The 26,291-nt window shown below is 34.9% G+C and carries 27 protein-coding genes and 7 tRNA genes; 29 read left to right on the forward strand and 5 right to left on the reverse strand.

The genetic code is table 11. The annotated features are described in order from the left end of the window. Nucleotides 1–2 precede the first annotated feature (2 nt). The 17 genes from C1724_RS04640 (at nt 3) to C1724_RS04720 (ending at nt 15,170) form a co-directional block, all read left to right on the forward strand. On the forward strand, nt 3–962 hold the full coding sequence (locus C1724_RS04640; protein WP_102345554.1) for a PhoH family protein: 960 nt from the start codon (nt 3–5) through the stop codon (nt 960–962). Between the two features lie 123 nt (nt 963–1,085). Continuing rightward, nucleotides 1,086–3,263, forward strand: a complete 2,178-nt coding sequence (locus C1724_RS04645; RefSeq protein WP_102345555.1) for an HD family phosphohydrolase — start codon at nt 1,086–1,088, stop codon at nt 3,261–3,263. After that, the gene (ybeY, locus tag C1724_RS04650) at nt 3,260–3,724 is read left to right on the forward strand and encodes an rRNA maturation RNase YbeY (protein WP_102345556.1); all 465 of its coding nucleotides are present in this window, start codon (nt 3,260–3,262) and stop codon (nt 3,722–3,724) included. Before C1724_RS04645 ends, ybeY begins: the two co-directional genes overlap by 4 nt. Then, complete coding sequence (locus C1724_RS04655) at nt 3,702–4,091, forward strand: diacylglycerol kinase family protein (protein WP_102345557.1); 390 nt, start codon at nt 3,702–3,704, stop codon at nt 4,089–4,091. Before ybeY ends, C1724_RS04655 begins: the two co-directional genes overlap by 23 nt. Before the next feature lie 96 nt (nt 4,092–4,187). Continuing rightward, complete coding sequence (locus C1724_RS04660; protein WP_102345558.1) at nt 4,188–4,598, forward strand: cytidine deaminase; 411 nt, start codon at nt 4,188–4,190, stop codon at nt 4,596–4,598. Further along, nucleotides 4,591–5,499: a GTPase Era gene (gene era / locus C1724_RS04665; protein ID WP_102345559.1), complete on the forward strand. Its 909-nt coding sequence runs from the start codon at nt 4,591–4,593 to the stop codon at nt 5,497–5,499. Before C1724_RS04660 ends, era begins: the two co-directional genes overlap by 8 nt. Before the next feature lie 116 nt (nt 5,500–5,615). Next, nucleotides 5,616–5,762 (forward strand): YqzL family protein, encoded by a 147-nt coding sequence (locus C1724_RS04670; RefSeq protein WP_102345560.1) that lies wholly within the window; start codon nt 5,616–5,618, stop codon nt 5,760–5,762. 113 nt (nt 5,763–5,875) lie between these two features. Next, nucleotides 5,876–6,622: a DNA repair protein RecO gene (recO, locus tag C1724_RS04675; RefSeq protein WP_102345561.1), complete on the forward strand. Its 747-nt coding sequence runs from the start codon at nt 5,876–5,878 to the stop codon at nt 6,620–6,622. Nucleotides 6,623–6,748: 126 nt separating this feature from the next. Beyond that, nucleotides 6,749–7,390, forward strand: coding sequence for a helix-turn-helix transcriptional regulator (locus C1724_RS04680; protein ID WP_102345562.1), 642 nt, complete (start codon nt 6,749–6,751; stop codon nt 7,388–7,390). A 33-nt stretch (nt 7,391–7,423) separates the two neighbouring features. Further along, a complete protein-coding gene (locus C1724_RS04685; protein WP_102345563.1) occupies nt 7,424–8,233 on the forward strand; it encodes a pyruvate, water dikinase regulatory protein in 810 nt (269 codons plus the stop codon). 258 nt (nt 8,234–8,491) lie between these two features. Further along, nucleotides 8,492–8,950 (forward strand): YaiI/YqxD family protein, encoded by a 459-nt coding sequence (locus tag C1724_RS04690; protein WP_102345564.1) that lies wholly within the window; start codon nt 8,492–8,494, stop codon nt 8,948–8,950. Between the two features lie 59 nt (nt 8,951–9,009). Then, a complete protein-coding gene (dnaG, locus tag C1724_RS04695; RefSeq protein ID WP_102345565.1) occupies nt 9,010–10,821 on the forward strand; it encodes a DNA primase in 1,812 nt (603 codons plus the stop codon). Between the two features lie 34 nt (nt 10,822–10,855). Next, complete coding sequence (gene rpoD / locus C1724_RS04700; RefSeq protein ID WP_102345566.1) at nt 10,856–11,986, forward strand: RNA polymerase sigma factor RpoD; 1,131 nt, start codon at nt 10,856–10,858, stop codon at nt 11,984–11,986. A 64-nt stretch (nt 11,987–12,050) separates the two neighbouring features. Then, a complete protein-coding gene (locus C1724_RS04705) occupies nt 12,051–12,590 on the forward strand; it encodes a hypothetical protein (RefSeq protein WP_102345567.1) in 540 nt (179 codons plus the stop codon). 199 nt (nt 12,591–12,789) lie between these two features. Then, nucleotides 12,790–13,158 (forward strand): cytochrome c550, encoded by a 369-nt coding sequence (cccA, locus tag C1724_RS04710; protein WP_102345568.1) that lies wholly within the window; start codon nt 12,790–12,792, stop codon nt 13,156–13,158. Between the two features lie 186 nt (nt 13,159–13,344). After that, nucleotides 13,345–14,052, forward strand: coding sequence for a tRNA (adenine(22)-N(1))-methyltransferase (locus C1724_RS04715; RefSeq protein ID WP_102345569.1), 708 nt, complete (start codon nt 13,345–13,347; stop codon nt 14,050–14,052). After that, nucleotides 14,049–15,170 (forward strand): Nif3-like dinuclear metal center hexameric protein, encoded by a 1,122-nt coding sequence (locus C1724_RS04720; protein ID WP_102345570.1) that lies wholly within the window; start codon nt 14,049–14,051, stop codon nt 15,168–15,170. The genes C1724_RS04715 and C1724_RS04720 overlap by 4 nt, the downstream gene beginning before the upstream one ends. 92 nt (nt 15,171–15,262) lie before the next feature. Here the strand turns inward: C1724_RS04720 and C1724_RS04725 are convergent, their stop codons facing one another. Both C1724_RS04725 and vrrA read right to left on the reverse strand, forming a co-directional pair. After that, entirely contained in the window at nt 15,263–16,213 is a 951-nt protein-coding gene (locus C1724_RS04725; protein ID WP_102345571.1) for a 4-hydroxy-3-methylbut-2-enyl diphosphate reductase, read from the reverse strand. 69 nt (nt 16,214–16,282) lie between these two features. Then, nucleotides 16,283–16,858: a VrrA/YqfQ family protein gene (vrrA, locus tag C1724_RS04730; protein WP_180994118.1), complete on the reverse strand. Its 576-nt coding sequence runs from the start codon at nt 16,856–16,858 to the stop codon at nt 16,283–16,285. Between the two features lie 244 nt (nt 16,859–17,102). Here vrrA and C1724_RS04735 point away from each other — a divergent pair, with 244 nt between their 5' ends. Both C1724_RS04735 and C1724_RS04740 read left to right on the forward strand, forming a co-directional pair. Then, nucleotides 17,103–18,413 carry a DEAD/DEAH box helicase gene (locus C1724_RS04735; protein ID WP_102345573.1) on the forward strand — a complete coding sequence of 437 codons (1,311 nt, stop codon included), beginning with the start codon at nt 17,103–17,105 and terminating at the stop codon, nt 18,411–18,413. Between the two features lie 117 nt (nt 18,414–18,530). Continuing rightward, nucleotides 18,531–19,424, forward strand: a complete 894-nt coding sequence (locus tag C1724_RS04740) for a deoxyribonuclease IV (protein WP_102345574.1) — start codon at nt 18,531–18,533, stop codon at nt 19,422–19,424. Between the two features lie 74 nt (nt 19,425–19,498). Here the strand turns inward: C1724_RS04740 and C1724_RS04745 are convergent, their stop codons facing one another. Next, nucleotides 19,499–19,762 carry a DUF2624 family protein gene (locus C1724_RS04745; RefSeq protein ID WP_102345575.1) on the reverse strand — a complete coding sequence of 88 codons (264 nt, stop codon included), beginning with the start codon at nt 19,760–19,762 and terminating at the stop codon, nt 19,499–19,501. Nucleotides 19,763–19,952: 190 nt separating this feature from the next. On the opposite strand from C1724_RS04745, the gene C1724_RS04750 reads away from it, so the two are divergent. Further along, the gene (locus C1724_RS04750; RefSeq protein ID WP_102345576.1) at nt 19,953–20,378 is read left to right on the forward strand and encodes a DUF4190 domain-containing protein; all 426 of its coding nucleotides are present in this window, start codon (nt 19,953–19,955) and stop codon (nt 20,376–20,378) included. A 148-nt stretch (nt 20,379–20,526) separates the two neighbouring features. Here the strand turns inward: C1724_RS04750 and ispG are convergent, their stop codons facing one another. After that, a complete protein-coding gene (gene ispG, locus C1724_RS04755) occupies nt 20,527–21,615 on the reverse strand; it encodes a flavodoxin-dependent (E)-4-hydroxy-3-methylbut-2-enyl-diphosphate synthase (RefSeq protein ID WP_102345577.1) in 1,089 nt (362 codons plus the stop codon). Nucleotides 21,616–21,761: 146 nt separating this feature from the next. Then, nucleotides 21,762–22,166, reverse strand: coding sequence for a hypothetical protein (locus C1724_RS04760; RefSeq protein ID WP_102345578.1), 405 nt, complete (start codon nt 22,164–22,166; stop codon nt 21,762–21,764). 531 nt (nt 22,167–22,697) lie between these two features. On the opposite strand from C1724_RS04760, the gene C1724_RS04765 reads away from it, so the two are divergent. From C1724_RS04765 to C1724_RS04805, 9 genes are all read left to right on the forward strand, one after another. Next, a tRNA-Asn gene (locus C1724_RS04765) sits at nt 22,698–22,772 on the forward strand. 5 nt (nt 22,773–22,777) lie between these two features. Continuing rightward, a tRNA-Met gene (locus C1724_RS04770) sits at nt 22,778–22,851 on the forward strand. A 23-nt stretch (nt 22,852–22,874) separates the two neighbouring features. After that, nucleotides 22,875–22,950 (forward strand) — tRNA-His (locus tag C1724_RS04775). A gap of 19 nt (nt 22,951–22,969) precedes the next feature. Further along, nucleotides 22,970–23,046: transfer RNA gene (locus C1724_RS04780), tRNA-Ile, on the forward strand. Between the two features lie 24 nt (nt 23,047–23,070). Continuing rightward, nucleotides 23,071–23,163: transfer RNA gene (locus C1724_RS04785), tRNA-Ser, on the forward strand. Between the two features lie 88 nt (nt 23,164–23,251). Then, nucleotides 23,252–23,328: transfer RNA gene (locus tag C1724_RS04790), tRNA-Met, on the forward strand. 21 nt (nt 23,329–23,349) lie between these two features. Continuing rightward, a tRNA-Phe gene (locus C1724_RS04795) sits at nt 23,350–23,422 on the forward strand. Between the two features lie 260 nt (nt 23,423–23,682). Beyond that, a complete protein-coding gene (locus C1724_RS04800) occupies nt 23,683–24,291 on the forward strand; it encodes a superoxide dismutase (protein WP_102345579.1) in 609 nt (202 codons plus the stop codon). A gap of 161 nt (nt 24,292–24,452) precedes the next feature. After that, nucleotides 24,453–26,204 (forward strand): methyl-accepting chemotaxis protein, encoded by a 1,752-nt coding sequence (locus C1724_RS04805; RefSeq protein WP_258000277.1) that lies wholly within the window; start codon nt 24,453–24,455, stop codon nt 26,202–26,204. Nucleotides 26,205–26,291 lie beyond the last annotated feature (87 nt).

Raw genomic sequence — 26,291 nt, forward strand, 5'->3', positions numbered from 1 at the left:
GAATGCAAGAAAACTTAAAAACGATCAATATCCAATTACAAAATCCAAATGAAGCATTATCCTTATTTGGAACTGAAGATCGGAATTTAAAAATGATCGAAGAAAAGCTTCAACTCTCTATTGTTACTAGAGGCGAATCCGTAAGTATATCTGGAGATCCTGAAGTACTTCAGCTTGCAGAAGGTGTATTATTCACTCTACTAAAAGTGATCCGTAAGGGTGCAAATATCTCAGAAAGAGATGTCATTTATGCTATTGATCTCGGAAAAAGAGATATGCTCGATCAATTCGAAGAATTATACGAACAAGAAATTACTAAAAATACTAAGGGTAAATCCATTCGAGTTAAAACGCTAGGACAACGCCAATATGTGACTGCTATTAAGACACATGATTTAGTTTTTGGGATAGGACCAGCCGGAACAGGTAAGACATACCTTGCTGTCGTGATGGCGGTGGCAGCTTTAAAAGCAGGTTCAGTTAAAAGAATCATATTGACACGCCCAGCTGTTGAAGCTGGAGAAAGTTTAGGTTTTTTACCTGGTGATCTAAAAGAAAAAGTTGATCCATATCTACGTCCACTCTATGATGCACTAAACGATGTCCTAGGAGCAGATCAGGTGGCTCGTTTAATTGAGAGAGGTACGATTGAAATAGCGCCTTTAGCATATATGCGTGGTCGTACTTTAGATGATTCTTTTGTAATTTTAGACGAGGCACAAAATACAACTCCTGAACAAATGAAAATGTTTTTAACCCGACTGGGATTTGGATCTAAAATGGTAATAACCGGCGATATTACCCAGGTTGATCTCCCGAAAGGAATCAAATCAGGGCTTAGTGTAATTAAAGAAATATTAAAAAACGTTTCAGGGATCTCGTTTGTATTTTTAGAACAAACCGATGTTGTTCGTCATCCACTCGTACAAAAAATAATAAAAGCCTATGACGAGCATAATTAAAGACCCAAGAAGACTAGGTTTCTTGGGTCTTTTAATAAGGAGGATATTTATATTGGGATACTCTTATAATTATGCTTAGGTATTTAGTTACACTGCCATTGGCTTATGTAGAGGAGTAGCGACATGAATAAAATTTTTAAGAGAATTAAGAGGATAAAAAATGATAAACTGCTAACACTTTGTTTGTTTATCGCTTTAGCTTTGGTTATGTATGGATCTTTATATAGTAACATACAACCCGAAAGGCTTGATTTACGCTTATTTTCAATCGCTAAAACCGATATTATATCGCCAATAACTATTGAAGATGTTGAGGCAACCACACAAAAGAAACAGGAAGCAGCGCAAGAGGTTAAAGACCAATATGTCCTTAAAACAGATTACGCTGAAAACAGGGTGGAAATTATTTCAGCTCTTTTCGATGCAGTTATCGATGTAGATAAACAGGAAATTAATAACGAAGTAGATAACAGTGGGAATGCAATGGATAATATCGAGCAACCCATACATACGCAACCACGACCTATTACAATAGATGATCAACTAAAGCAATTGACAGAAATGATACCATTGGAATTAAGTGAGTCTTTGCACCGTGAGACACTAATTGCTTTTCTTAACGCTTCACCACAGCAATTGGATAGTGCAAGAAGTACCACCATTACTGCAATAAAACAAATCATGCGATTACCAATCATGGTTGGTGAAGAAGAAGATAAAAAGCAGCAGGTTGCAAGTGAAATTCAAAATGTAAATCTACCAATAGAATTACGAAATGCAATGACAAAGGTTGCACAATATGCAATTATCCCGAATTATGTCTATGATATGCAAGCAACCGAAGAAAAACGTCAACTTGCAATGGATCAAATCACTCCTGTAAAAATTAGAGCTGGACAAGTACTCGCTAAGGAAGGACAATTGATTGACCGTGAAATCTATAAACAACTTGAGCTTGTTGGATTGCTTGAAGAGGATGTAAATAGTTTCATATATATAGGATTAGCTATTTTTGTAATCGTATTGACATCAATAATTTTAAATTATTTCTACGAAATTAAGGAAAAAACGAAGGATCAGACAACCTATTTACTCATTTATGTATTGATCTTCTCATTAACTATTTTATTAATGAAGGCTATTAGTTTATTCCAAATTGTTTCTGAAATAGGTTACATTTTTCCAATTGCAATGGCATCAATGCTAATAAAGATGCTGTTAAATGAAAAAATGGCATTGGTATCAAGTATTATTTTTGCTATATGCGGAAGCCTTATTTTTAATGTTGAAATGCTTGGGAAATTCAACTTTTCAATAGGAGTTTATTTTCTACTAAGCGGTATTGCTGGTGCAATATTTTTGAATAACCAAAATCAACGATTAACTATATTAAGAGCAGGTCTTTTTGTATCAGGACTTAACATAATTGTTACTGCAGCAATTTTTATGATGAAAAATGGTCAATATACAAGTTTGGAGATTGGAACCTATTTAACTTTAGCGTTGCTATCAGGATTTATATCAGCAGTGCTAACGTTGGGGTTAATGCCCGTATTTGAAACAGGATTTGGTATTTTATCAACGATGAAATTAATCGAGCTTTCCAGTCCAAATCATCCACTGTTACGGAAAATATTAATAGAAGCGCCAGGAACCTATCATCATAGTGTAATGGTAGCAAATTTAGCTGAAGCTGCATGTGAAGCGGTAGGTGCAAATGGATTATTAGCAAGAGTAGGGTCCTACTATCATGATATTGGTAAAACAAAAAGACCGCATTTTTTTATTGAAAATCAGATGAATATCGAAAATCCACATAATAATATTGCACCACAATTAAGTAAAACAATTATCACAGCACATCCGTATGATGGGGCAGAAATGCTTAGAGAATACAAAATTCCTAAAGAGATTGTTGATATTGCAGAACAACATCATGGGACAACATTAATTAAATATTTTTATTTTAAGGCGAAAGAGCAAGGTGGTAATAACGTATTAGAATCAGATTTCAGATATCCTGGTCCAAAGGCACAAACGAAGGAATCCGCAATAGTTGGAATTGCTGATAGTGTAGAGGCTGCTGTTCGTTCAATGTCTAACCCTACACCATTAAAAATTGAAAATTTAGTGAAAAGTATCCTAGCTGACCGCCTTCAGGATGGTCAATTTGATGAATGTGACATCACATTAAGAGAGTTAGATTTAGCGGCCAAATCAATGTGCGAAACACTTAACGGAATATTCCATTCAAGAATTGAGTATCCAGAAATTACTAATAAGAAGGTGAAGGAAGCATGATAATTGACTTTATTGATGAAAATAATTTTGTCAAAGAAGAAGATGTAATTGAGATTGAAAAGCTGTTAAGTTTTGCGGCTAAAGTTGAGGGCATAGAAGAGTCTGCAGAGTTATCAGTAACGTTTGTTGATGACTCTAGAATACACGAAATTAATCTTGAGTATAGGGGGAAAGATCAACCAACTGATGTTATTTCATTCGCAATGGAAGAAATGGGCGAAGGTGAATTAGCTATTTATGGTGAGGACTTACCAACTATTTTAGGGGACATTATTATATCAATTCCTCGCACAATTGCACAGGCTGAAGAATATGGTCATAGTTTTATTAGAGAATTAGGTTTTTTAAGTGTACATGGCTTTCTCCATTTGTTAGGATATGACCATGAAACAGAAGATGATGAAGTAAAAATGTTTACAAAACAAAAGGAAATTTTGGATGAATATGGGATCCGTCGATAGAAGTAAAAGGAAATTATTATATAGCTTTAAATATGCGATAGAAGGCCTTATATATGTTATAAAAAATGAACGAAATATGCAGATACATCTAACGATTGCATGTATCGTTCTTTTTTTTGGATTTATCATGTCGATAAGTAAAATGGAATGGCTTATTATTTTGTTATTAATTGGAATAGTACTAAGCTTAGAAACAATGAATACCGCTATCGAACGTACAGTTGATTTAATAACGGATGAATATAAACCATTAGCGAAACTTGCAAAAGATGTTGCTGCAGCTGCCGTTTTTGTGTTTGCAATTATATCTGTTATTATAGGAATAATCATCTTCTTAGAACCTATACAGAAAATTATGAATATTTAAAAAACATTATTTCAATTTCATTACTTTTTTGTAAAATTGATGAAAATGAGTTTGAATTCATGTAAAATAACAGTAATAGTGAAAGGAAAATTGTAAATGAAAGATGCAAAAGCTGTGGAGAATTTAATAGCAAAAGCAATTGAAGCACGAGATTATGCATATGTACCTTATTCAAAATTTAAGGTTGGTGCTGCGCTGTTAACGTCAAATGATGAGGTTTATAAGGGGGCAAATATTGAAAATGCGGCCTACAGTTTAGGGAATTGTGCTGAACGCACAGCTCTATTTAAAGCCTATTCTGAAGGCAATGTTTCATTTAAGGCTTTAGCTGTTGTGGCAGATACAGATAGACCGGTTCCACCATGTGGGGCGTGCCGTCAGGTAATGTCTGAATTATGTCCACCACATATGCCAGTGTATTTAACTAATCTTAAGGGCGATGTTTTAGAAACAACTGTTGAAGAATTGTTGCCTGGAGCTTTTTCACCGGAGGATTTAAATGAATAAAAACCAATATAAATCAGGATTCGTATCAATAATAGGCAGACCAAATGTAGGAAAATCTACTTTCTTAAATAAAGTAATAGGTCAAAAAATTGCTATTATGAGTGATAAACCACAAACGACTAGGAATAAAATTCAAGGCGTGTATACAACAAATGAAAGCCAAATTATTTTCATCGATACACCTGGAATTCATAAACCCAAACATAAGCTTGGCGATTTTATGATCAAAGTAGCACAAAATACACTAAACGAGGTAGATCTTATCTTATTTATGATAAATGCCGAAGAAGGTCTAGGCAAAGGTGATCATTTTATCATTGAGCGTCTTAAACAAACGAAACAACCTGTTTTTCTGGTGATTAATAAAATTGATCAAGTCCATCCGGATGATTTAATCAAGATAATTGATCAATATAAAGAGTTATATGCCTTTAAAGAGATTGTTCCTATTTCCGCTCTACAAGGAAACAACATAAATACCCTAATAGAACAGATTGAAAAGTATTTATCGGAAGGACCTCAGTATTATCCACCAGATCAAGTTACAGATCATCCAGAACGATTTATAATAACTGAGTTAATACGTGAAAAGGTATTGCACTTAACACGAGAGGAAATACCCCACTCGATTGCTGTTGTTTTGGATTCAATGCAATCTAGAGAAAATGGTCAAATGATCGATGTAGCCGCAACAATTATCGTTGAAAGAGATTCACAAAAAGGAATTGTTATTGGAAAGCAAGGTAAGATGCTTAAAGAAGTTGGTCGGTTGGCAAGGATGGACATCGAGGCATTACTTGGTTCTAAAGTCTTCCTTGAACTGTGGGTAAAAGTGCAAAAAGATTGGCGTAATAAACTTTCCCAACTTCGAGACTACGGTTTTCGTGAAGATGAATATTAATTATAAAAGAAAATTTACATTTTTTTCTTTCACATGATTTTGTTAAATTAAGGTCAAGCTAAGGATAAGGAGTTAGAAAGTTGTTATCTTAAACAATTTGAAAGGTGGGGTTTCTTGTGATAGATTTTACCTGGAAAATCTTTAGTCAAACTGGTAATTTAGAAACGTATCTGCTTATGAAAGAGATTGAAAGGGAATATCAAGAAACTACTGAAACTGTCACTGATTTTAACGATCTTGAATTTGAATCTCCTTTATCTTAATCCGTTAACAAATGAATTAGAACTTAACCTTGTAAAGAACTTGGAATATCTAATATTAAAGAAAGTGAAAAGATAGCTTTAATGTTGGATTTAATTGTGGATGGTGCTTACAATTGTTACAAAAAGTTGAAGGTATTGTAATTAGGACAAACGATTATGGTGAGACAAATAAAATTGTTACGATCTTTACAAGGGAAATGGGCAAGATTGGAGTAATGGCACGAGGTGCAAAAAAACCCAAAAGTAGATTAACTTCAGTAACCCAATTGTTTATATATGGGTATTATCTAGTACAAAAAGGTTCTGGTTTAGGTACTTTACAGCAAGGTGAAATTATTTCAACATGGAGAGGACTTAGAGAGGATCTATTTAAATCTGCGTATGCTGCATACGTTGTAGAATTAACTGATAAACTCACTGAAGAACGTAAAATAAATCCTTATTTGTTTGAGCTGCTTTATCAAACATTACAATATATGAATGATGGTGTTGATTTAGAGGTTCTAACGCTTATCTATGAAATGAAGATGCTAAATGTAGCTGGTATATATCCTAAATTGGACGGCTGCGTGGCATGCTCAAATACTGAAGGAAAGTTCGCCTTTTCTGTTAGAGAAGGCGGTTTTCTTTGTCATCGGTGCTATCATTTAGATCCGAACTTTATTCCAATATCACCTGCTGCATTAAAATTACTACGAGTTTTTTATTATTTTGACCTAACTAGACTAGGGAATATATCATTAAGGGATGAGACGAAATCTGAACTTAAATTGGTAATAACGGCCTTATATGATGAATATTCAGGGTTAAACCTTAAATCTAAACGATTTCTTCAACAATTAAATCACTTTCGATTATAAAAGGTTATACTGTTTTCTATAAAAAACTATCACGAGTGTCATTCTTTTTTGTGAAAGTAATTTGCGTTATAATATATTCATTAACAGTATAACTTATTGCTAAGCTTTTTCTTTTTATAATTGAAGGTGGTGAGAACAATCGAACTTAATAAGCGTCAAGAGAAGATTTTACAAATTGTAAAAGATAATGGTCCGATTACTGGTGAACAAATTGCCGAACAGCTTAATTTAACCCGTGCGACTTTGAGACCAGACTTAGCTATTCTTACAATGGCTGGATATTTAGAGGCCAGACCTCGCGTTGGGTACTTCTATACAGGGAAAACAGGTTCTCAATTACTAACTGAAAAAGTTAAAAAACTCCAGGTCTATGAATATCAATCAATACCGGTTGTTATCGATGAATCACTTTCAGTTTATGACGCGATTTGTACCATGTTCTTAGAGGATGTTGGAACGCTATTTGTGGTTGACCGTCAATCATTGTTAGTTGGAGTTTTATCGAGAAAAGACTTACTGCGAGCTAGTATTGGTAAACGAGATTTAGAAGCAATACCAGTTAATATTATTATGACTCGAATGCCGAATATTACTTTCTGCTTTAGAGATGATTTGATTATTGAAGTAGCTGAAAAAATAATGGAGAAACAAATTGACGCTGTACCTGTGGTGCGTCCATCAGGCAATGGATATGAGGTTATCGGAAGATTAACTAAAACAAACATGACAAAAGTTCTTTTAGAAATTGCGAAAGATGAAGTCATATAATATTAATTATTAGACAGAAAGGAATGGAGGAGTTTGGACAACGGTATTGTATATGTAGTATCCGATTCAGTTGGTGAGACAGCAGAATTTGTTGTAAAAGCAGCTGCAAGTCAGTTTAACTCATTTGGTATTACCATTAAAAGAGTGCCTTATGTTGAAGATACTGGGACATTGAAAGAAGTTATCTCACTTGCTAAAGAAAATAATGCAATAATAGCATTTACCCTTGTTGTACCTAGCATGAGGGACTTTTTAAAAAGTGAGGCTGCAAAAGCAGGTGTTGCAGTTATAGATATAATTGGCCCAATGGTTGATCAAATGAAACAGACTTATAATAAAGCTCCGCGTGAAGAGCCAGGCCTTGTTAGACAACTAGATGATGATTATTTTAAAAAGGTTGAAGCTATTGAATTTGCTGTAAAATATGACGATGGCCGGGACCCTCGAGGGATTTTACGTGCCGATATAGTACTTATTGGTGTTTCTAGAACTTCTAAAACACCACTTTCTCAATATTTAGCACATAAAAGACTTAAGGTTGCCAATGTACCAATTGTTCCAGAAGTTGAGCCCCCCGAGGAATTGTATCAAGTACCGGCAAACCGGTGTTTTGCGCTTAAAATTACGCCTGAAAAGTTAAATAATATAAGGAAAGAAAGGCTTAAGTCGCTAGGGTTAAGCGATAATGCAAGCTATGCAAATGTTGAGCGAATTAAGGAAGAGTTAGCTTATTTTGACGGTGTTGTGGAAAAAATCGGTTGCCAGGTTATTGATGTTTCTAATAAAGCTGTTGAAGAAACCGCAAATGTAATTCATAATCTTTATATGAAGAAAAGCAAATAGTAAATAATATATCTTGTTAGCTTACAAAAATACTCCGCTATTTAGAGGAGTATTTATTTTTTTACTAGAAATTGAACAGGATTTATATTATAATGAAAAATTGTGATTAAATTAAAATTTTAGGTTTATACTTGACAAAGAAGGAATAAACTATATTAGTAAGATTAAATGTTTATCTAATTGTATTTTCGACAAAAAACAAAAAAATAAAACAAGCTATATAGAAGGAATCCTTGGAGGGATGTAGAATAAAAAACTATGACGAATTTTAGAAGAACAATATTTGTTGATGCAGATGCCTGTCCTGTAAAAGATGAGATTATCGATGTAGCTACTTCGTTCAATTTAGAAGTTATTTTTGTTGCATCATACGCGCATATGACTACCAATCAGCTTCCAGGACAATGGGTTTATGTTGATACAAATAAAGAAGAAGTAGATCTTTATATTACAAATCATATTAAGAAAGATGATGTTGCTGTTACACAAGATATTGGCCTTGCGTCTTTACTATTAAGTAAAAAGGTTCATGTAATTTCTCCAAGAGGGAAACAGTATGCCGAAGAAAATATGGATCAGGCACTATTTTCAAGATATTTATCGGCAAAACAGCGTAGAGCTGGGTATTATTCCAAAGGTCCTTCAGCATTCTCCAATAAAGATAGAGAATTTTTTATAAAAACTTTTAAAAAAATGTTGTCGAAACTTGAAGGATAATTCCAAAAAAAGTCGAATAGTAAGAAAGACAGCATACTTAAAAACTTGGTGATGTGAAAATGGGAAATAGAATTCCCGATGAAACAATTGAAAAAATTAGTAAGCAGGCAGACATTGTCGAGGTTATTAGTGAATATGTTCAATTAAAGAAACAAGGTCGCAATTACTTTGGACTGTGTCCATTTCATGGTGAAAAGTCTCCATCCTTTTCAGTATCTGCAGAAAAACAGATTTTCCATTGCTTTGGTTGTGGCGCTGGTGGAAATGTTTTTTCATTTATTATGGACCTGGAGAAATGTAGCTTTATTGAAGCTGTAAAAATAGTAGCTGATAAATTAAAGATAGATGTTGATTTAGATGACAATCAGAATGTTGTTGGCTTTGGTTCATCAAACAAGTTCTTATCTATTTATCGTGCTCATGACCTCCTACAGAAATTTTATCATCACTTTTTGGTAAACACAAAAGAGGGAAGTGAAGCTTTACAGTATTTAAGAAAACGTGGTTTCACGGATGAAGTTATTGATAAGTTTCAAATAGGTTATGCCCCAAACTCTTGGGATGTAGTAACAAGATTTTTACATAAACGTGGTTTCGATGTTCATGAAATGTATCAAGCTGGATTAGTGAACCAAAGAGAAAGTGATGGTAATTATTTCGATCGTTTTCGGGATCGAATAATGTTCCCTATTTGGGACCTTCAGAGCAGGACTATTGCATTCGGTGGAAGAATCCTATACGAAGGTGAACCTAAATACCTAAACAGTCCAGAAACACAGATTTTTAATAAAGGTAAAATCCTATATGGCTTAAATATTGCAAGATCACAAATACGCAAAAAGCAGCAAGTTGTTTTATTTGAAGGTTATGTCGATGTTATTTCGGCTTGGCGTGCGGGTGTTGACAACGGGATTGCGACACTAGGTACAGCGTTAACTGAAGAACAAGCTACCCTTATACGCAGAAATGTAGATAATGTTATCATTTGTTACGATTCAGATTCTGCAGGTATAAATGCAGCCTATCGAGCGGCAGGCATCTTGCAAAATGCCGGTTGTAATGTAAAAATTGCCAAAATGCCTGACGGTTATGATCCTGACGATTATATTCAACAGTATGGGATTGAGAGTTTTAATACGAATGTAATAAACGCTAGTATTACGTTGATGACTTTTAAATTTGATTATTTAAAAAGAGGGAAAAACCTTCAAAACGAAGGAGAACTTATAAAATATATCGAAGAAGTATTAACAGAGATTAGCCAACTCCCTAAAGCAGTGGAAAGAGATCATTATTTACGGCAAATTTCTAATGAATATTCATTATCTCTGGATGCCTTAAAGAGTCAACAAACGCAAATTTACAAAAGCTTGAGAAAAAATAAGGATATTTCAACCTTTAATCGAAATAATAATAGCAACTACCAATTTTTTGCGAAAAAGAAGTTACTACCAGCATATCATAATGCAGAGAGATTGCTGCTTGCACATATGATACGAGATGTGAATATAGCACAACAGATTAAAGAGCAAATAGGATGTGGATTTAATATAGATGAACATAATGCAATAGCCTTAGTTGTTTATGGTTTTTATGAGGAAGGTGTTGCCCCAACGTTCGGAAATATTATTCAAAAGCTTGATGATGAACATATTAAACGAATGGTTTCTGAAATCGCTATGTTGGATATAAATGAAGATATAACTGAAAATGAGTTAACCGACTATATTAAACAAGTGATGAACCATCCAAAGTGGTTGAAAATAAAAGAGATCGAAAAGGAGAAAGAAACTGCTGAAAAACAGCAAGACCATCTGAAGGCTGCACAAATTGCTATGCAAATTATACAGATGAAGAAGGAACTTAAATAATTACACGGTGGAAATACTGGAAGGAGGGGAACCAATGGCTGAAAAAGGAGCTCGTTCAAAAGAGGTAGAAACAGAATTTACGCTTGATCAGGCAAAAGAACAATTGATGGAGCAAGGTAAAAAACGTGGTGTTTTAACATATGAGGAAGTTGCTGAACGCCTATCGGCTTTTGAGCTTGATTCAGACCAAATGGATGAATTTTATGAATACCTAGGAGATAAAGGTATTGATATAACGAGTCAATCAGATGATAACGATGATGATGACCCGAGTTTTAATCAACTTGAAAAAGAAGAAGAATTTGATTTAAACGATCTTTCTGTACCCCCTGGGATAAAGATTAATGACCCGGTACGCATGTACTTAAAAGAAATTGGGCGTGTTGATCTATTATCTGCTGAAGAGGAAATTAATCTTGCGGGACGAATAGAACAAGGTGATGAAGAGGCGAAACGGCGCCTTGCTGAAGCTAACTTACGACTTGTTGTATCTATTGCAAAAAGATATGTCGGAAGAGGTATGTTATTCCTTGATTTAATTCAAGAGGGTAACATGGGTCTAATAAAAGCTGTTGAAAAGTTTGATTACCGTAAAGGTTTTAAATTTAGTACGTATGCAACGTGGTGGATTCGGCAGGCGATTACACGAGCGATTGCTGATCAAGCTAGAACAATACGGATACCAGTTCATATGGTAGAAACGATAAATAAGCTAATCCGTGTTCAAAGGCAGTTGTTACAGGATTTAGGACGCGAACCGACACCAGAAGAAATTGGTGAAGAAATGGATCTAACTCCAGAAAAGGTTCGAGAAATCTTGAAAATAGCGCAAGAGCCAGTTTCCCTTGAAACTCCAATAGGTGAAGAAGATGATTCTCACTTAGGTGATTTCATTGAGGATCAAGAAGCAACTTCGCCTTCTGATGCAGCTGCATATGAATTACTTAAAGAGCAGCTTGAAGATGTTTTAGACACATTAACCGATCGTGAAGAAAATGTCCTTCGCTTGCGCTTTGGCTTAGATGATGGAAGAACGCGTACACTTGAAGAGGTTGGTAAAGTCTTCGGTGTTACTCGTGAACGTATTCGCCAAATTGAAGCTAAAGCATTAAGAAAGCTTCGTCATCCAAGTAGAAGTAAACGTCTTAAAGATTTCCTTGAATAATTGACTTTATAATAGTTTGCTTCATTGAAAAATGAAGTGAACTATTTCTTTTTTGGGGTGCAAAATGAATAAAACACGTAAAGATATCATCTTAAAAGAAATTCATTATTGGAAGGAGCACCACCTTTTACCCGAACATTATTGCAATTTCTTAATAACTCTATACACAGAAGGCTCTGCAGAGGAGCAGCATGCCTATAATAAGTCATATAAGGTAAAGCAAATTTACTATCAGATATTTATTAGTTATATAGTGTTTCAACTGCCAACTACAATTGTTATTATTTATTTTACTGAATTAAACATCCTTTTGCAAACGCTCATATTTACATTTTTTGTCTTGATGTGCGTATGTAGTGCTTATTACTTTTATTCTAAAGGCGGTAAGTATGCTCATTTGTCTATTGTTATAGGTTTTTTAATCTTATTTTTTGTTTCGAATTCATTAGTTAAATTATATGTAAATACTGAGCAAGCTTTAATAATAAATGTATTGTTAAATTGTTTATTTTGGTTTGTAATCGGTGTATATCTACGGTATAAATATTTAATCGTAGCTGGTGTTATAAGTGGATTGATCCTACTTATATACAAACTATTTTGAAAAACTCTTATAAAATACAGTGGATATTTTCATTATAATATAAATATTCAGAATAATTAACGATTTTTTACTAAAAAAAATAAAAAATATTTGTAAGTTCGTAATTTACCCTTTTCTGAAACAAGTATTTAAAGTAAAATATATATTGTTTATGAAAAGATGGTACAAGCTATTTACATAATGTAAGGAGGAGCAAGTAATGAATCGTAATCCATTAATGCCTTTTTTAATTATCGCAGTATTAGGTCTAGTTCTAACAGTTGGGATATCCTTCTTCGGACTGAACAACGCAGAGAAAATGCTTGCGGGCGGAGATGAAGCTCAAGAAGAACAGGCTGGGGAAGTGGCAGCGGATGATGGAGAAGGCTTGTTTAAAGCTAGCTGTGCTTCATGTCACGGACAAAATCTTGAAGGCGGTGTTGGACCAAGTCTTGAAACAATTGGTGCATCAAAATCAGCTGAAGAAATTGCAAATATAATTAATAATGGTCAAGGTAGTATGCCACCAGGATTAGTTGATGCTGCAAAAGCTGAAACGATTGCTGCTTGGTTAGCTGAACACAAATAATACCAATTAAAAGTTTTCTACTCTAAATAAGTAGAAAACTTTTTTTGTACTTTGAAAAAGGTGATCTTATTTTTTCTATTGAATGCTGAGGAACTTACATAACTAAATTAAATACATACGATTTGCAACTGACAACTAGAGTCGATAAGATATAAATAACAAGATTAACGAAACAGTGGTGAGGATATGAATGAATTACTTTTATCAAAGCGGCTTGAAAAAGTTGCTAGTGAAATACCTATTAAATCTAAACTAGCCGATATCGGCTCTGATCATGCTTATTTACCCTGTTATGCTATTTTAAAGGGTTTGATTACATATGCAATTGCGGGGGAAGTAAATGAGGGCCCTTATCAATCTGCTAAAAGTCAAGTTGAAAAGTTAGAATTAAACGCTGTTATTGATGTTCGAAAGGGGAATGGTCTCGAGGTAATCCATGAAAATGAGGTAGATGTTATTACAATTGCCGGTATGGGAGGACCGCTTATTAGTGAAATTCTCGAAGAAGGTAAAACGAAGTTAAGTTATGTAAAGCGGTTAATTTTACAGCCGAATATTGGCGCTAGGAATATTAGGTTGTGGTTAGTAGAAAATGGTTGGGAATTAATTAATGAACATATATTAGAAGAGGATGGAAAAATATACGAGATTTTAGTTGCAGAGCGTGGTGCCCCTCATGCACCCTATTCCGATCAGGCTGAGGCTGAACTGTTATTTGGTCCGTTTTTAATGAAGGAAAAAAATAGCACATTTATTAAGAAGTGGACTGACGAGCTAAGAAAGTGGAATCAAATAGTCGCACAACTTGATCGTGCAGTTCAAAGTGAGGAGAATATTAATAAAAAAAGGAGTATAGAATCACGAATTAGTATGGCTGAGGAGGTTTTAAGATGAGCAAATACATAAATGGTCAAGAGCTTATTCAAGCATTCGAAAATTTTTCTCCTAAGGCATTAGCAATGGAGGGAGACAAAATAGGATTACAAATCGGTACCTTAAATAAACCGATTCAAAAAGTGATGATCGCGCTTGATGTACTAGAATCGGTAGTTGACGAGGCGATAAAAGAACAAGTTGATTTAATAATTGCTCATCATCCGATTATCTTTAATCCATTAAAAAAGATAATAACAGATGATGCATCTGGACGCATTATTGAAAAATGTCTAAAGCATGATATAACAGTTTATGCAGCGCATACGAACCTTGATGTTGCAAAAGGTGGCGTAAACGACCTCTTAGCAACTGCGTTGGAATTAGATCAAACCGAGATCCTTGTCCCTACATACGAAGATAGCTTGAAAAAGATTTCAGTATTTGTACCTGAGGAACATGCAAATACAGTTAGAGAAGCGCTAGCGAAAGCCGGAGCAGGCTTTATCGGGAATTATAGTCATTGCACGTTTAATTCAAAAGGAATCGGTACATTTATGCCTTTGGAAGGGACACAACCATTTATCGGAAATAAAGGGGAACTAGAACATGTTTCAGAGATAAAGGTTGAGTCCATTTTTCCAAGTTCAATCCAAAGGAAAATTATTAATGCCTTATTGAAAGTACATCCATATGAAGCGCCAGCTTATGATATTTATCCACTTGAAAATAAAGGAGAGTCACTAGGTTTAGGACGAATTGGAACTCTCCGAGTTGAGATGACTCTTGGAGAGTTTGCGCAATATGTAAAACAAAAGTTAGATGTAAAAGGTGTTAGAGTTGTTGGCGATCTTAATGCTAAGATTTCGAAGGTTGCTGTTTTAGGTGGAGATGGGAATAAATATTGGTCAGTTGCAAAATTTAGAGGGGCAGATGTTTATGTGACTGGTGATATTTATTATCATGTCGCTCATGATGCATGGATGCAAGGTTTAAATATGGTTGACCCCGGCCACAATGTTGAAAAGGTAATGAAAGAAGGAGTAAGAAATTATCTGCAAAACTACATTGATGAAAAGAAATATGATACAACCATCCTGTCCTCTCAACTAAATACTGATCCTTTTCAGTTTTTATAAAAAACTACAGCCCGCTAATCAATGTTACGATTAGAAGGCTGTAGTTTTTCATATTAATAAGTTTGTTTGCTTGTGTGGAGCCAAATTCCTATTTACTTTGGATTTTTTATCTTTGGTAGGATTTTATCCAAACCGATTTTTCGTTCTTTATTCCATGTTTTTTGATCGTCTGGATCGAATTGTTCTAGGAAGGTTATAACTTCCTTTGTAATGGGTGTCGGTGTAGAAGCTCCAGCTGTGACTGCCACCTTGTTTACGTTAAGTAACCATTTGATGTCAATTTCTGATACATCGGCAATTCGATAAGCAGTTGTACCAGCAATTTCTTCTGATACTTGCGCAAGTCTATTTGAATTATTGCTCCGTGGATCTCCCACAACTATTGTTAAATCAGCTTCTTTCGCTTGTTCAGCAACAGCTTCTTGTCTTATTTGAGTAGCCATGCAGATTTCTTTATGAATTTCAGCATGTGGATATTTTTCTTTAGCATGGTTCATTAAGTCTAATACATCCCATTGGCTCATAGTTGTTTGGTTTGTAATGATGATTTTTGATGATTTAATATTTAAGTCATCAACATCAGATTCATTTTCAACTAGGTGTACGATATCAGGAGCAACCCCAACAGCTCCTTCTGGTTCTGGATGTCCTTTTTTACCTATATAGATAACTTCATATCCTTTGTCTTTTACGCTGCGAATCAAATCGTGCGTTTTAGTAACATCAGGACAAGTTGCATCTAAAACGGTTAGTCCTTTTTCGACAGCTAATACTTTCACCTCGGGAGATATACCGTGGGCTGTGAAAATAATTGTTCCTTCATTTATATCTTCAAGTAACTCTCTACGAGTTTTATCTTTTGCATCTAATGTCCGGATACCTTGTTCTTCAAAAGCATCTGTAACATGTTTATTATGAACAATCATCCCTAAGATATATATAGGTCTAGGTAGGGATTGATCTAATGCTGCATTTTTTGCAATAACCATTGCATCTACCACACCGTAGCAATAACCTCTTGGTGCTATTTTAATTACGTTCATTAAATGCTCCTCCTCTCATCCTTCCTTTTCAATTATAAGTGAGAGAAGGATTATTTACAAAGGTAACTACTAGATAAATAATTTTGGAAGGGACTCTCCGTATAAAGGTTTTTTAGTGTTTCCTTCTTGCAAGTCTTCAAAATCTGGAAGTTCCTTTTCGGGAAGTTCATTCATTTCGGTGTTCGCTGTTGTTTCCTCACTATCAGATTCGGAGCTGTTTAACTCTTTCATTATCTTAAGCATAGCTGGCATATTCTTAATAAATGGACCGTATTGTTGAATCATAGGTCCGAATTGTTGAGCTACACCCATTACTCTTTGAACATTATCTAACATTCCTGTAATTCCACCAGCTGAAGAGAAACTATTCCTTAACATACCTGTGATGCCTTGTGCACCGACGCCCGACTGTGACCCCATCCCAAACATTCCAGGCATGTTTGCAGGCGGGAATCCCATTCCTGGACCTCCGTTAAATGAACTTGTAGCTCTACCTCCTAATATTTTAGAAAGTAATCCCCCAAGCCCTGAAGGTTGATTGTTCATTGGTCCCATAGGCAGTCTAGTAAGATGTTGTGTTGGTGGTAAATATGGACGTTGATAAGGTATTTGCATAGGATATCTAGGTGATCTAAATGGATACATAATCATTTGCCTCCTTTCGGTTCTAACAAATAAAAGATCTCATTGATAAAATATGCATATAGAACATCAAGGTGTTCACATAATGCCATATTAGGCATTCGTCCAAAAGCTACTGTATTGGTGTTTGATTTGACTAATAAAATTTATGTTAGTTCGCATTTTTTAAATTTTTCTATTATAATATGAAGTTGGTATGAAAATAATAGAAATAGTGGAAACTTATTTTTTTAAGGGGATTAATTAAATGACAAATTCAAAATTTGAACGTTTCGAGTTTCAAGATTTTATTATAGAGGCTATTAATGCTTTAGGGTTTTATGAACCTACTGAAATACAAGAGCGTATAATGCCGACAATAAAAGTAGGTCAAAGTGTAATCGGTCAGTCTCAAACTGGAACCGGAAAAACACATGCCTACTTATTACCAATTGTTGATAAAATAGATCCTAACGTGGAACAGGTTCAAGCGGTTATTACAGCACCAACAAGAGAGCTAGCTGCACAGATTTATGAAGAACTAAATAAAATTACAAAGTTTGCAGATGACGATCAAAAAATAACATCTAAATTGTTTATAGGTGGCACGGATAAGCAAAGAACAATTGAAAAATTAAAAGCACAGCCACAAGTAGTCGTGGGAACACCAGGAAGAATAAATGACCTTGTCAAGGATCAGGCATTATTTGTCCATACAACAAAGATGATAGTCGTAGATGAAGCAGACCTTATGCTTGATATGGGGTTTATTCATGATGTCGACCAAATTGCCGGAAAAATGGGACAGGACCTGCAAATCTTGGTATTTTCAGCAACCATTCCAGAAAAACTTAAACCTTTTCTAAAAAAGTACTTGGACAATCCAGTTTACACACATGTAGCCCCTAAACAGGCTACTGCTGAAAAAATTGAACATTTATTAATACCTGGACGCCATCGCAACAAAGTTAATTTAGTGTTTGAAATCGCCAACTACTTTAATCCTTATCTTGCGCTCATTTTTACCAATACAAAAAAAATGGCAGATGAAGTCGCTGACGGTTTGTTAGAAAAAGGATTAAAGGTAGGGCGTATTCACGGAGATCTGCCACCAAGAGAAAGAAAGAAAATGATGAAACAAATAAAAGATTTAGAATATCAATACATTGTTGCTACAGACTTAGCCGCAAGGGGTATTGACATAGAAGGGGTAAGCCATGTTATTAACTATGAAATCCCTTCTGATTTAGACTTTTATGTCCATAGAGTAGGTAGAACGGCGCGTGCAGGATATTCTGGTATTGCTGCTACGGTTTATGAATTAAGCGACCAAGATGCACTTGATCGCTTAGAAAAAATGGGGATTGTATTTAAGCATGTTGATTTAAAAGATGGTGATATGATCGAATTGGGTGCTAGAGAAAAACGAAAAGAAAGAAAAAGGGAAACAAAAGAAGTTGAAAAACTAGCACATAAACTTATTAGAAAATCAAAAGACGTAAAGCCTGGCTATAAAAAGAAACGGCAACGGGAAATAGAAAAATTCGTTAAAAAAGAGAAAAGAAAAGGTAGAAAATAGCTAGTTAGAACCTTCATTATGAGTGGGGGTTCTTAATTATAAAGATTAATTAATTTGCGCTATAGTATTTTTATGATAAGCTATATGGCGTATGTTGGAGAGGGGAGTGCTCATTTCATGTTAAAAATAGGATCACATGTGTCGATGAGTGGTAAAAAAATGTTATTAGCTTCTAGTGAGGAAGCAGTTTCCTACGGAGCTAATACATTTATGATTTATACTGGTGCACCGCAAAACACACGAAGAAAGTCTATTGAAGATTTAAATATTGCTGCCGGAATTGAACATATGAAAAAGCATGGCATAGAGGAAATTATTGTACATGCTCCATATATTATTAATATAGGAAATACACAGAAACCAGAAACATTTGAATTAGGTGTCAACTTTTTGCGATCGGAGATTGAACGGACTGAAGCGATTGGTGCAAAGCAGATTGTCCTACATCCAGGTGCACATGTTGGAGCAGGTGCTGAAGAAGGTATTAAGAAAATAATTGAAGGATTAAATGAGGTCATAACGAAAGATCAATCTGTTAGCATCGCGCTTGAAACAATGGCAGGCAAAGGCTCCGAATGTGGGAGATCTTTTGAAGAATTAGCCGAGATCATTAATGGAGTACATCTCAATGAGAAATTATCAGTATGTCTTGATACCTGCCACGTCCATGATGCGGGTTATGATATTATTAATGACTTCGATGGAGTCTTAGAACAATTTGATAAATTAATTGGTCTTGATCGTTTGCAAGTACTGCATATAAATGACAGTAAAAATGAGTGTGGTGCTCAAAAAGATCGTCATGAAAATATTGGGTTTGGAAAAATTGGATTTGATACATTATCTAAAATTGTACATCACCCACAATTAATGGCTGTTCCTAAAATATTAGAAACACCGTTTGTTGGAGAAGATAAGAATAATCAGAAACCACCATATAAGTTTGAAATCGAGATGCTAAGAAATGGTGAATTTGATCCTGATTTACTTAAAAAGATTATTAATCAGTAAAATAATCTAAATTTGAAAAAATTAGTGCAGCACTTAAGGTCATAAGACTGCACTTTTGTATTTTGATTTGGAACTTATTTATTTTTAAATTGCATAAGAAGTGAGTTTGCCTTCCTTGCGAGGGTGGGATTCACTTCTTTTCCTATTTTTTTAATTATTTTTCGATGTTGATCATCGTTGGTAATACTAATATGTTTTTCTGCTTTTAAAATCTTAACAATTTTTTCTGCTTCCGGTATTGTTAAATGTATATTGTATGACTTACCATGTTTTACAAGCTCTTCAGCTGTAATAGAATTTAATTTTTGGTTAACAATCTGTTGGATGAATGGATTCATTTTTAGCCTCCTAGCCGTTAGTCACTCATTACTATAATATGAAGATAGGGCTAACTGGTGTATTATATAAAATCATCGTTTGGTCCAAAAAAGATTATTTCCTCTATTGAAAAACATTGACAACATGATTCAATTAATTTTAGAACATAATATAAATGCTCCTCAATAAAGGAAAGCGAGGGATCTTTAAATGACAGACCAAAATTTCAACGATGAAAGTAGAGATTTTAATCGAGAAAAAGCATTTGAACAAGATCCAGATCCGATAGCGCCGAGAGCTGCCGAAACCGGCTTTATGGAGGAAACTGCTGCTGAGGTTGCTCCGCGGCTAGGAACATTTGATGGAGGAAGTACAACAACTGATGAAAGACCTCGTGCTTTTGTAAGACCTGAAGGAGAGCAAGAAGAAGGGACCGCTGGTAAAGGTCTAGGTGGTCTTGCGTTAATTCTTTCTGTCCTATCGTTATTCTTCTTGCCAGTTTTATTAGGAGCTGCAGGGATTATTGTCGGTTTTATTGCACGTCGTCGAGGAGCACAAGGGCTTGGAAATTGGGCAATTGGTATTGGTGCAGTATCAATGATTATTGCACTGTTTATTACACCATTCTTTTATTAAATAGCCTTTTTTCTAAGGGGAATAAATTGACTGACCAATCAACATCATATAAATTAAACGAAGCTTGCCCTAAACAAGAGGGCAAGCTCGTTATTTGTTTTTAATTCAAAAAGAGTAATGAAAGAACTTATTACTCTTTTTGGATGCATTATTTACTAGCAGATAAATGTTCTTCTGCAAGTTTATCTACTTCTTTTTTCAATTCTTCAACGAGTTGGTCTTCAGGTACTTTGCGAACTATTTCTCCGTGACGGAATAAAAGTCCTTCACCACGTGCTCCGGCAATTCCGATATCGGCTTCCCGGGCTTCGCCAGGCCCATTAACGGCGCAGCCTAGTACGGCGACCTTAATTGGTGCCTTAATTGTAGAAATATATTCCTCAATTTCATTAGCGATACTTATTAAGTCGATTTCAATTCGACCGCAGGTTGGACATGAAATTAGCGTTGCTGCGTTTGCTGCTAACCCAAATGTTTTTAGCAATTCGCGTGCAACTTTGACTTCTTCAACAGGATCTGCACTTAATGAGATGCGAACAGTATTACCAATGCCCTTGCTTAAAATCGCTCCTAAACCTGCAGCGCTCTTTACAGTTCCTGCAAAAAGGGTGCCGGATTCAGTTATCCCTAAGTGAAGAGGGTAGTCAAATGCCTTTGCTGCTTTTTCATAGGCCTCAATAGCTAAATTAACATCGGATGCTTTTAAAGAAACAATAATATTATGAAAATCTAGATCCTCTAAAATTTGTATATGATGTAAGGCACTTTCTACCATACCGTCTGCTGTTGGATAACCATACTTTTCAAGGATTTTCTTTTCAAGAGATCCTGCATTAACCCCGATACGGATTGGAATTCCTTTTTCTTTAGCTGCTTTAACTACAGCTTCCACTTTTTCGCGTTTCCCTATGTTACCGGGATTAATTCTAATTTTATCAGCTCCGCCATCAATTGCCTTTAGCGCGAGACGATAATCGAAATGTATATCAACGACAAGTGGTATGTTTATTTGTTTTTTGATATCGGCAATTGCATTAGCAGCTCTTTCATCTGGGCATGCTACCCGAACAATTTGACAACCTGCTTCTTCTAAACGTTTAATTTCAGCTACGGTCGCTTCAACGTCATGCGTTTTGGTTGTCGTCATACTTTGAATAACTACTTCATTATTCCCGCCGATTGTCAAATTACCAACTTTAATTGGACGTGTTTTTGTACGATGTGTAATTTCACTCATGCCACGTATCGCTCCTTCTTAAATATATACTATGTTATTGTAACAATCGCTTTTTAAAATTGACAAGTAAAATTACTTTAGTAATTACTTGTTGTAAATATATATTATGAGGAGCACAATTAAATTTGGTTGAAAAGCACGGAAAATTATTCACTATGAGTCTCTGGGTAGACAGGAAATTTATAAACTTTACCGATTTGAATACTTTCCGGTTTAACATTAGGATTTAATTCTTCAAAATCGAGTACTAATTGATTGATTGAAACAGGCAGAGGGCCATCCTGTATCTGTTCAACAATTGATAGCACTGTCGCCCCTCCAACAACTTTCACCTCTTGAAAATATAATCCTTGCTCAGATATAGGGGTATTTTCGGTCGTTGTTGTTTTTTTTACCGACATCTCTTCCGTAGATGATTCTACTTGTGGAGCTGTGGTCTGACTATTAAGTAATACAATAGAAGTTGGATTGGATAACGTTCCTACACTTAAATCATAGTAAATTACATACAGCACAAAAATAGAAATTAAAGTTACTAGTAATTTTCTCATAGTTTCTCACCGTCACATTGTTTTATTACACAATATGCTTGTACATTTCTATTTATGCACCATTTAGAAGATTATATTGAGAACTTTGGCTCATCTATTATTTTAAATGCCGGTTTTGATTCAGTCTTATGGGATTGTTGTTTTTTTTCTCGCTTTTTCTTCAATGAAATCGTGTCCTTTCTAGATAGATATTTAAAATGAGTTGTATGTAATTGTTTGGGCATATCAATTTAGTTATTAATCTAAATTACTCCATATAAGTATTTTTTATTTTATGCGAAAAAACTATACATCTTAATCTAAATCTTGATGAAGAATGAGCTTAGTAGCTTATTTAATATAGTAGCCATGGATATCAAAAACATTTGTGATATTAGTATAGGAATGGAGTGGAATTCATCATATTAAGTATTGAAATTTGGACAATAAGATGGTATATTATTTGAGCAACAATAAATTAGTAGTTATAAAACATTGGTATTGACATATAGACGTCGATTTGTTATATTAGATCATGTCGCATAATAATATTCCACAGTAGCTCAGTGGTAGAGCTATCGGCTGTTAACCGATCGGTCGCAGGTTCGAATCCTGCCTGTGGAGCCAAATATGGCGGTGTAGCTCAGCTGGCTAGAGCGTACGGTTCATACCCGTAAGGTCGGGGGTTCGATCCCCTCCGCCGCTATTATTTAGATTTTTTCAACTATGGCGGTTGTGGCGAAGTGGTTAACGCACCGGATTGTGGCTCCGGCATTCGTGGGTTCGAGCCCCATCAATCGCCCCATTTAAGAAATAATTATTTTGGACCCTTAGCTCAGTTGGTTAGAGCTATCGGCTCATAACCGATCGGTCGCAGGTTCGAGTCCTGCAGGGTCCACCATTATTAATTTTATAATCATCATATGGAGGAATACCCAAGTCCGGCTGAAGGGATCGGTCTTGAAAACCGACAGGCGGGTTAAACCGCGCGGGGGTTCGAATCCCTCTTCCTCCGCCATATCTACTAAGACATAGCTTTAATACATAACCTAACATCATTTAGTTCATGTAAAATAGCTATTCATCGATTAACTTAATAATATTTTCGCGGGGTGGAGCAGTCTGGTAGCTCGTCGGGCTCATAACCCGAAGGTCGCAGGTTCAAATCCTGTCCCCGCAACCAATTACATTTTAATTTATTTACGGCTCGATAGCTCAGTCGGTAGAGCAGAGGACTGAAAATCCTCGTGTCGGCAGTTCGATTCTGTCTCGAGCCATACGAAAAGGTATCCTATATTATATAGGGTGCTTTTTTGTTTTATAAGGGATTTTGGCTAAAGTTCTAGTCAGTGTATAAAAAAACATGAATATAATAGTTGAAACTGGATAAAATATTATGGTTGAAATTTGAGCCTTAAAATTGAAAAAGATTGGTATAAGTGTTAATGTATAGGTAAAGGAACTTTCTATACATATATGTTTACTATGTTCTATTGAAGTTCCAATAACTTACATATCATTTGAGGAGGATTTTAAAATGGCTTATGAATTACCACAATTACCTTATGCTTATGATGCTTTAGAACCACACATTGATGCTAGAACAATGGAGATTCATCATTCTAAGCACCATAATACTTACGTAACAAATGTAAATGCTGCGCTTGAAGGAAATGACGAACTTCTTAGCAAATCAGTTGAAGAATTAGTAGCTAATTTAGATGCTGTTCCTGAAGCAAAACGTACAGCTGTACGTAATAATGGTGGCGGTCACGCTAACCATAGTTTGTTCTGGACTATCATGAGTCCAAATGGTGGCGGTGAGCCAACAGGTGATTTAGCTACTGCAATTAACCAAAAGTTTGGTAGCTTCGAAAGTTTTAAAGAAGAATTTGCTAAAGCTGCTGCAACGCGCTTTGGTTCAGGTTGGGCTTGGTTAGTAGTGAACAATGGTGAACTAGAAGTAACTAGTACTCCAAACCAAGATTCACCTTTAATGGAAGGTAAAACGCCTATCTTAGGTCTTGATGTTTGGGAACATGCATACTACTTAAATTACCAAAATCGTCGCCCAGACTATGTATCTGCGTTTTGGAATGTTGTTGATTGGAATGCAGTTACAGATCGTTATAATTTAGCGAAATAATTTCCTTAAAGGGTACTTCCGTAGTGGGGTACCTTTTTTTGTACTGTTAAATCTAGTTACTTTTTAAAACATTAACAATGTATTTACATTGAGTTAATAATTGGGTGCTATAATTCCTCCGATGGGTAAAAATACCGACTTTTGTTTTGGAGGATATAATAGTGTCTCGTTTGAAATCTTATTTTGTTAAAAAAAATATAAATCCGTCATCAGTATTAAGTAACAGTGCAAAAAGGAGAAATAAACCGTTAAGGCTTGGATTAAGTTTACAAAATCGATTACTATTTCTATTTATTCTTTTATTTACGATTTCTATCAATGCTGTAGGTATTACCTCTTATATAAAAGCTAAAAATACAACCGTAGCTACAATAGAAGATCGTTTAGAACGTGAGACTGAAATAATTGGTTATATTGCAAGTAATTTGAAATTTGTTTACATAAGTGATGATAAGTATTTTATGCAACAGCTAAACATGAGTGTGCGGAATCAACAACAACAGTTAAAAGCTGACGGGATTGAATCGTTTCTATTTTACATTAAGAATGAAACGGTTTATCCGTTTCAGGTTAGTGCTGAATCAAAGATTATCATACCAGGTAGCCTAATTCACAAAATTACAAATACTGAGGAAAATGTATTTCATGAAAGAATTGATGGAGAAGATTATACAATATCAATTAAACAAATGGATGAAATAAATGGGACTTATTTATTACTGGTACCAACCAACTCATATTTAGGATCTGTAACTCAAATGATGAACTTTATGTTTGGCATCACTATTTCAACTCTAATTGTTGCAATTATATTAGTTATATCTTTTGTAAGAAGTTTTACTAGACCACTAATTAAACTACAAGAAATTATGAGGGAAGTGCGCAACGGTAATTTAAATCAAGAAGTTTCAATACAAACTACAATACCAGAACTTCAATCTTTGAATAAGAGTTTTAATATGATGATCAATCAAATGAAATCCTTAATATATGAAATTGATTCAACTACGTCAGAACTTGAAAATTCTGGAAGTGTTTTAAGCTCTAGATCACGAGATGCTCTTAATTATAGTAGACAATTAGTTGGGGAAATTGATGTAGTTAAACTTGGCGCGGAACAAACTGCAGTTAGCTCAGAAAATAATGTCGAGAGTTTTAATACAATGAAACAAAAGATTGAGTTATTGCAGGCAAACATGCAAACGGTCTTATTAAGTTCAGAAGATATGAATGGTTCTGCAATTAATGGTGAAAAAAGTATTGTTGAATTGATACAAACAATTCAAAGCTTTGAAAAGGAATTTGAACATATGACACAAACCATTCAACAAGTAAAAAGTCATTCGACATTAATTTCTAAGTTAGTTGGTTTAATCGAAGACGTCGCAGAACAAACGAAATTACTAGCGCTAAATGCAACTATTGAAGCAGCACGAGCAGGAGAAGCGGGGAAGGGGTTTGCTGTCGTTGCAAATGAAGTTCGTAAATTGGCTGAACAATCAACAAAAGCTACAGAGAAAATTACGCAATCGATTTCGAATATGGAAGTTATAACTAAGAGTGCAAATAGCGAGTTTGACCAAATGTTAGTTAAAATACAAACAACTATAAAAACAGCCGGTAAATCAAGGGTTTCATTTGATGATCTCATGATTGAAATTATTACAGTAATCGAAAAAATTAAGGCTATGCAATCTGAGCTTAGCGGGTTACAACAAGTATTACCAGAATTAGAGTTTACAACCGTGGGTTATGCTTCTGTTTCGCAGGAAACGTTAGCAAGTACTATTGAAATGTTATCAACTAGTAGTGAGCAAATAAAACAAATAGAAGATACACATCAAACCGGTCTACATCTTAAAGAACTATCCGATTATTTGTCAACACTAACGAAAAAGTTTAATGTGAACTAAGTAGTAAAAGGAGCATGTTGATACAAATGGGTGTTTTACCTTTGTATAATATGGTCCTTTTATTCATCTTTATTTCCTGTTTAATTG

Origin of the sequence: Bacillus sp. Marseille-P3661 (assembly GCF_900240995.1) — a bacterium.
Taxonomy (GTDB): domain Bacteria; phylum Bacillota; class Bacilli; order Bacillales; family Bacillaceae_J; genus OESV01.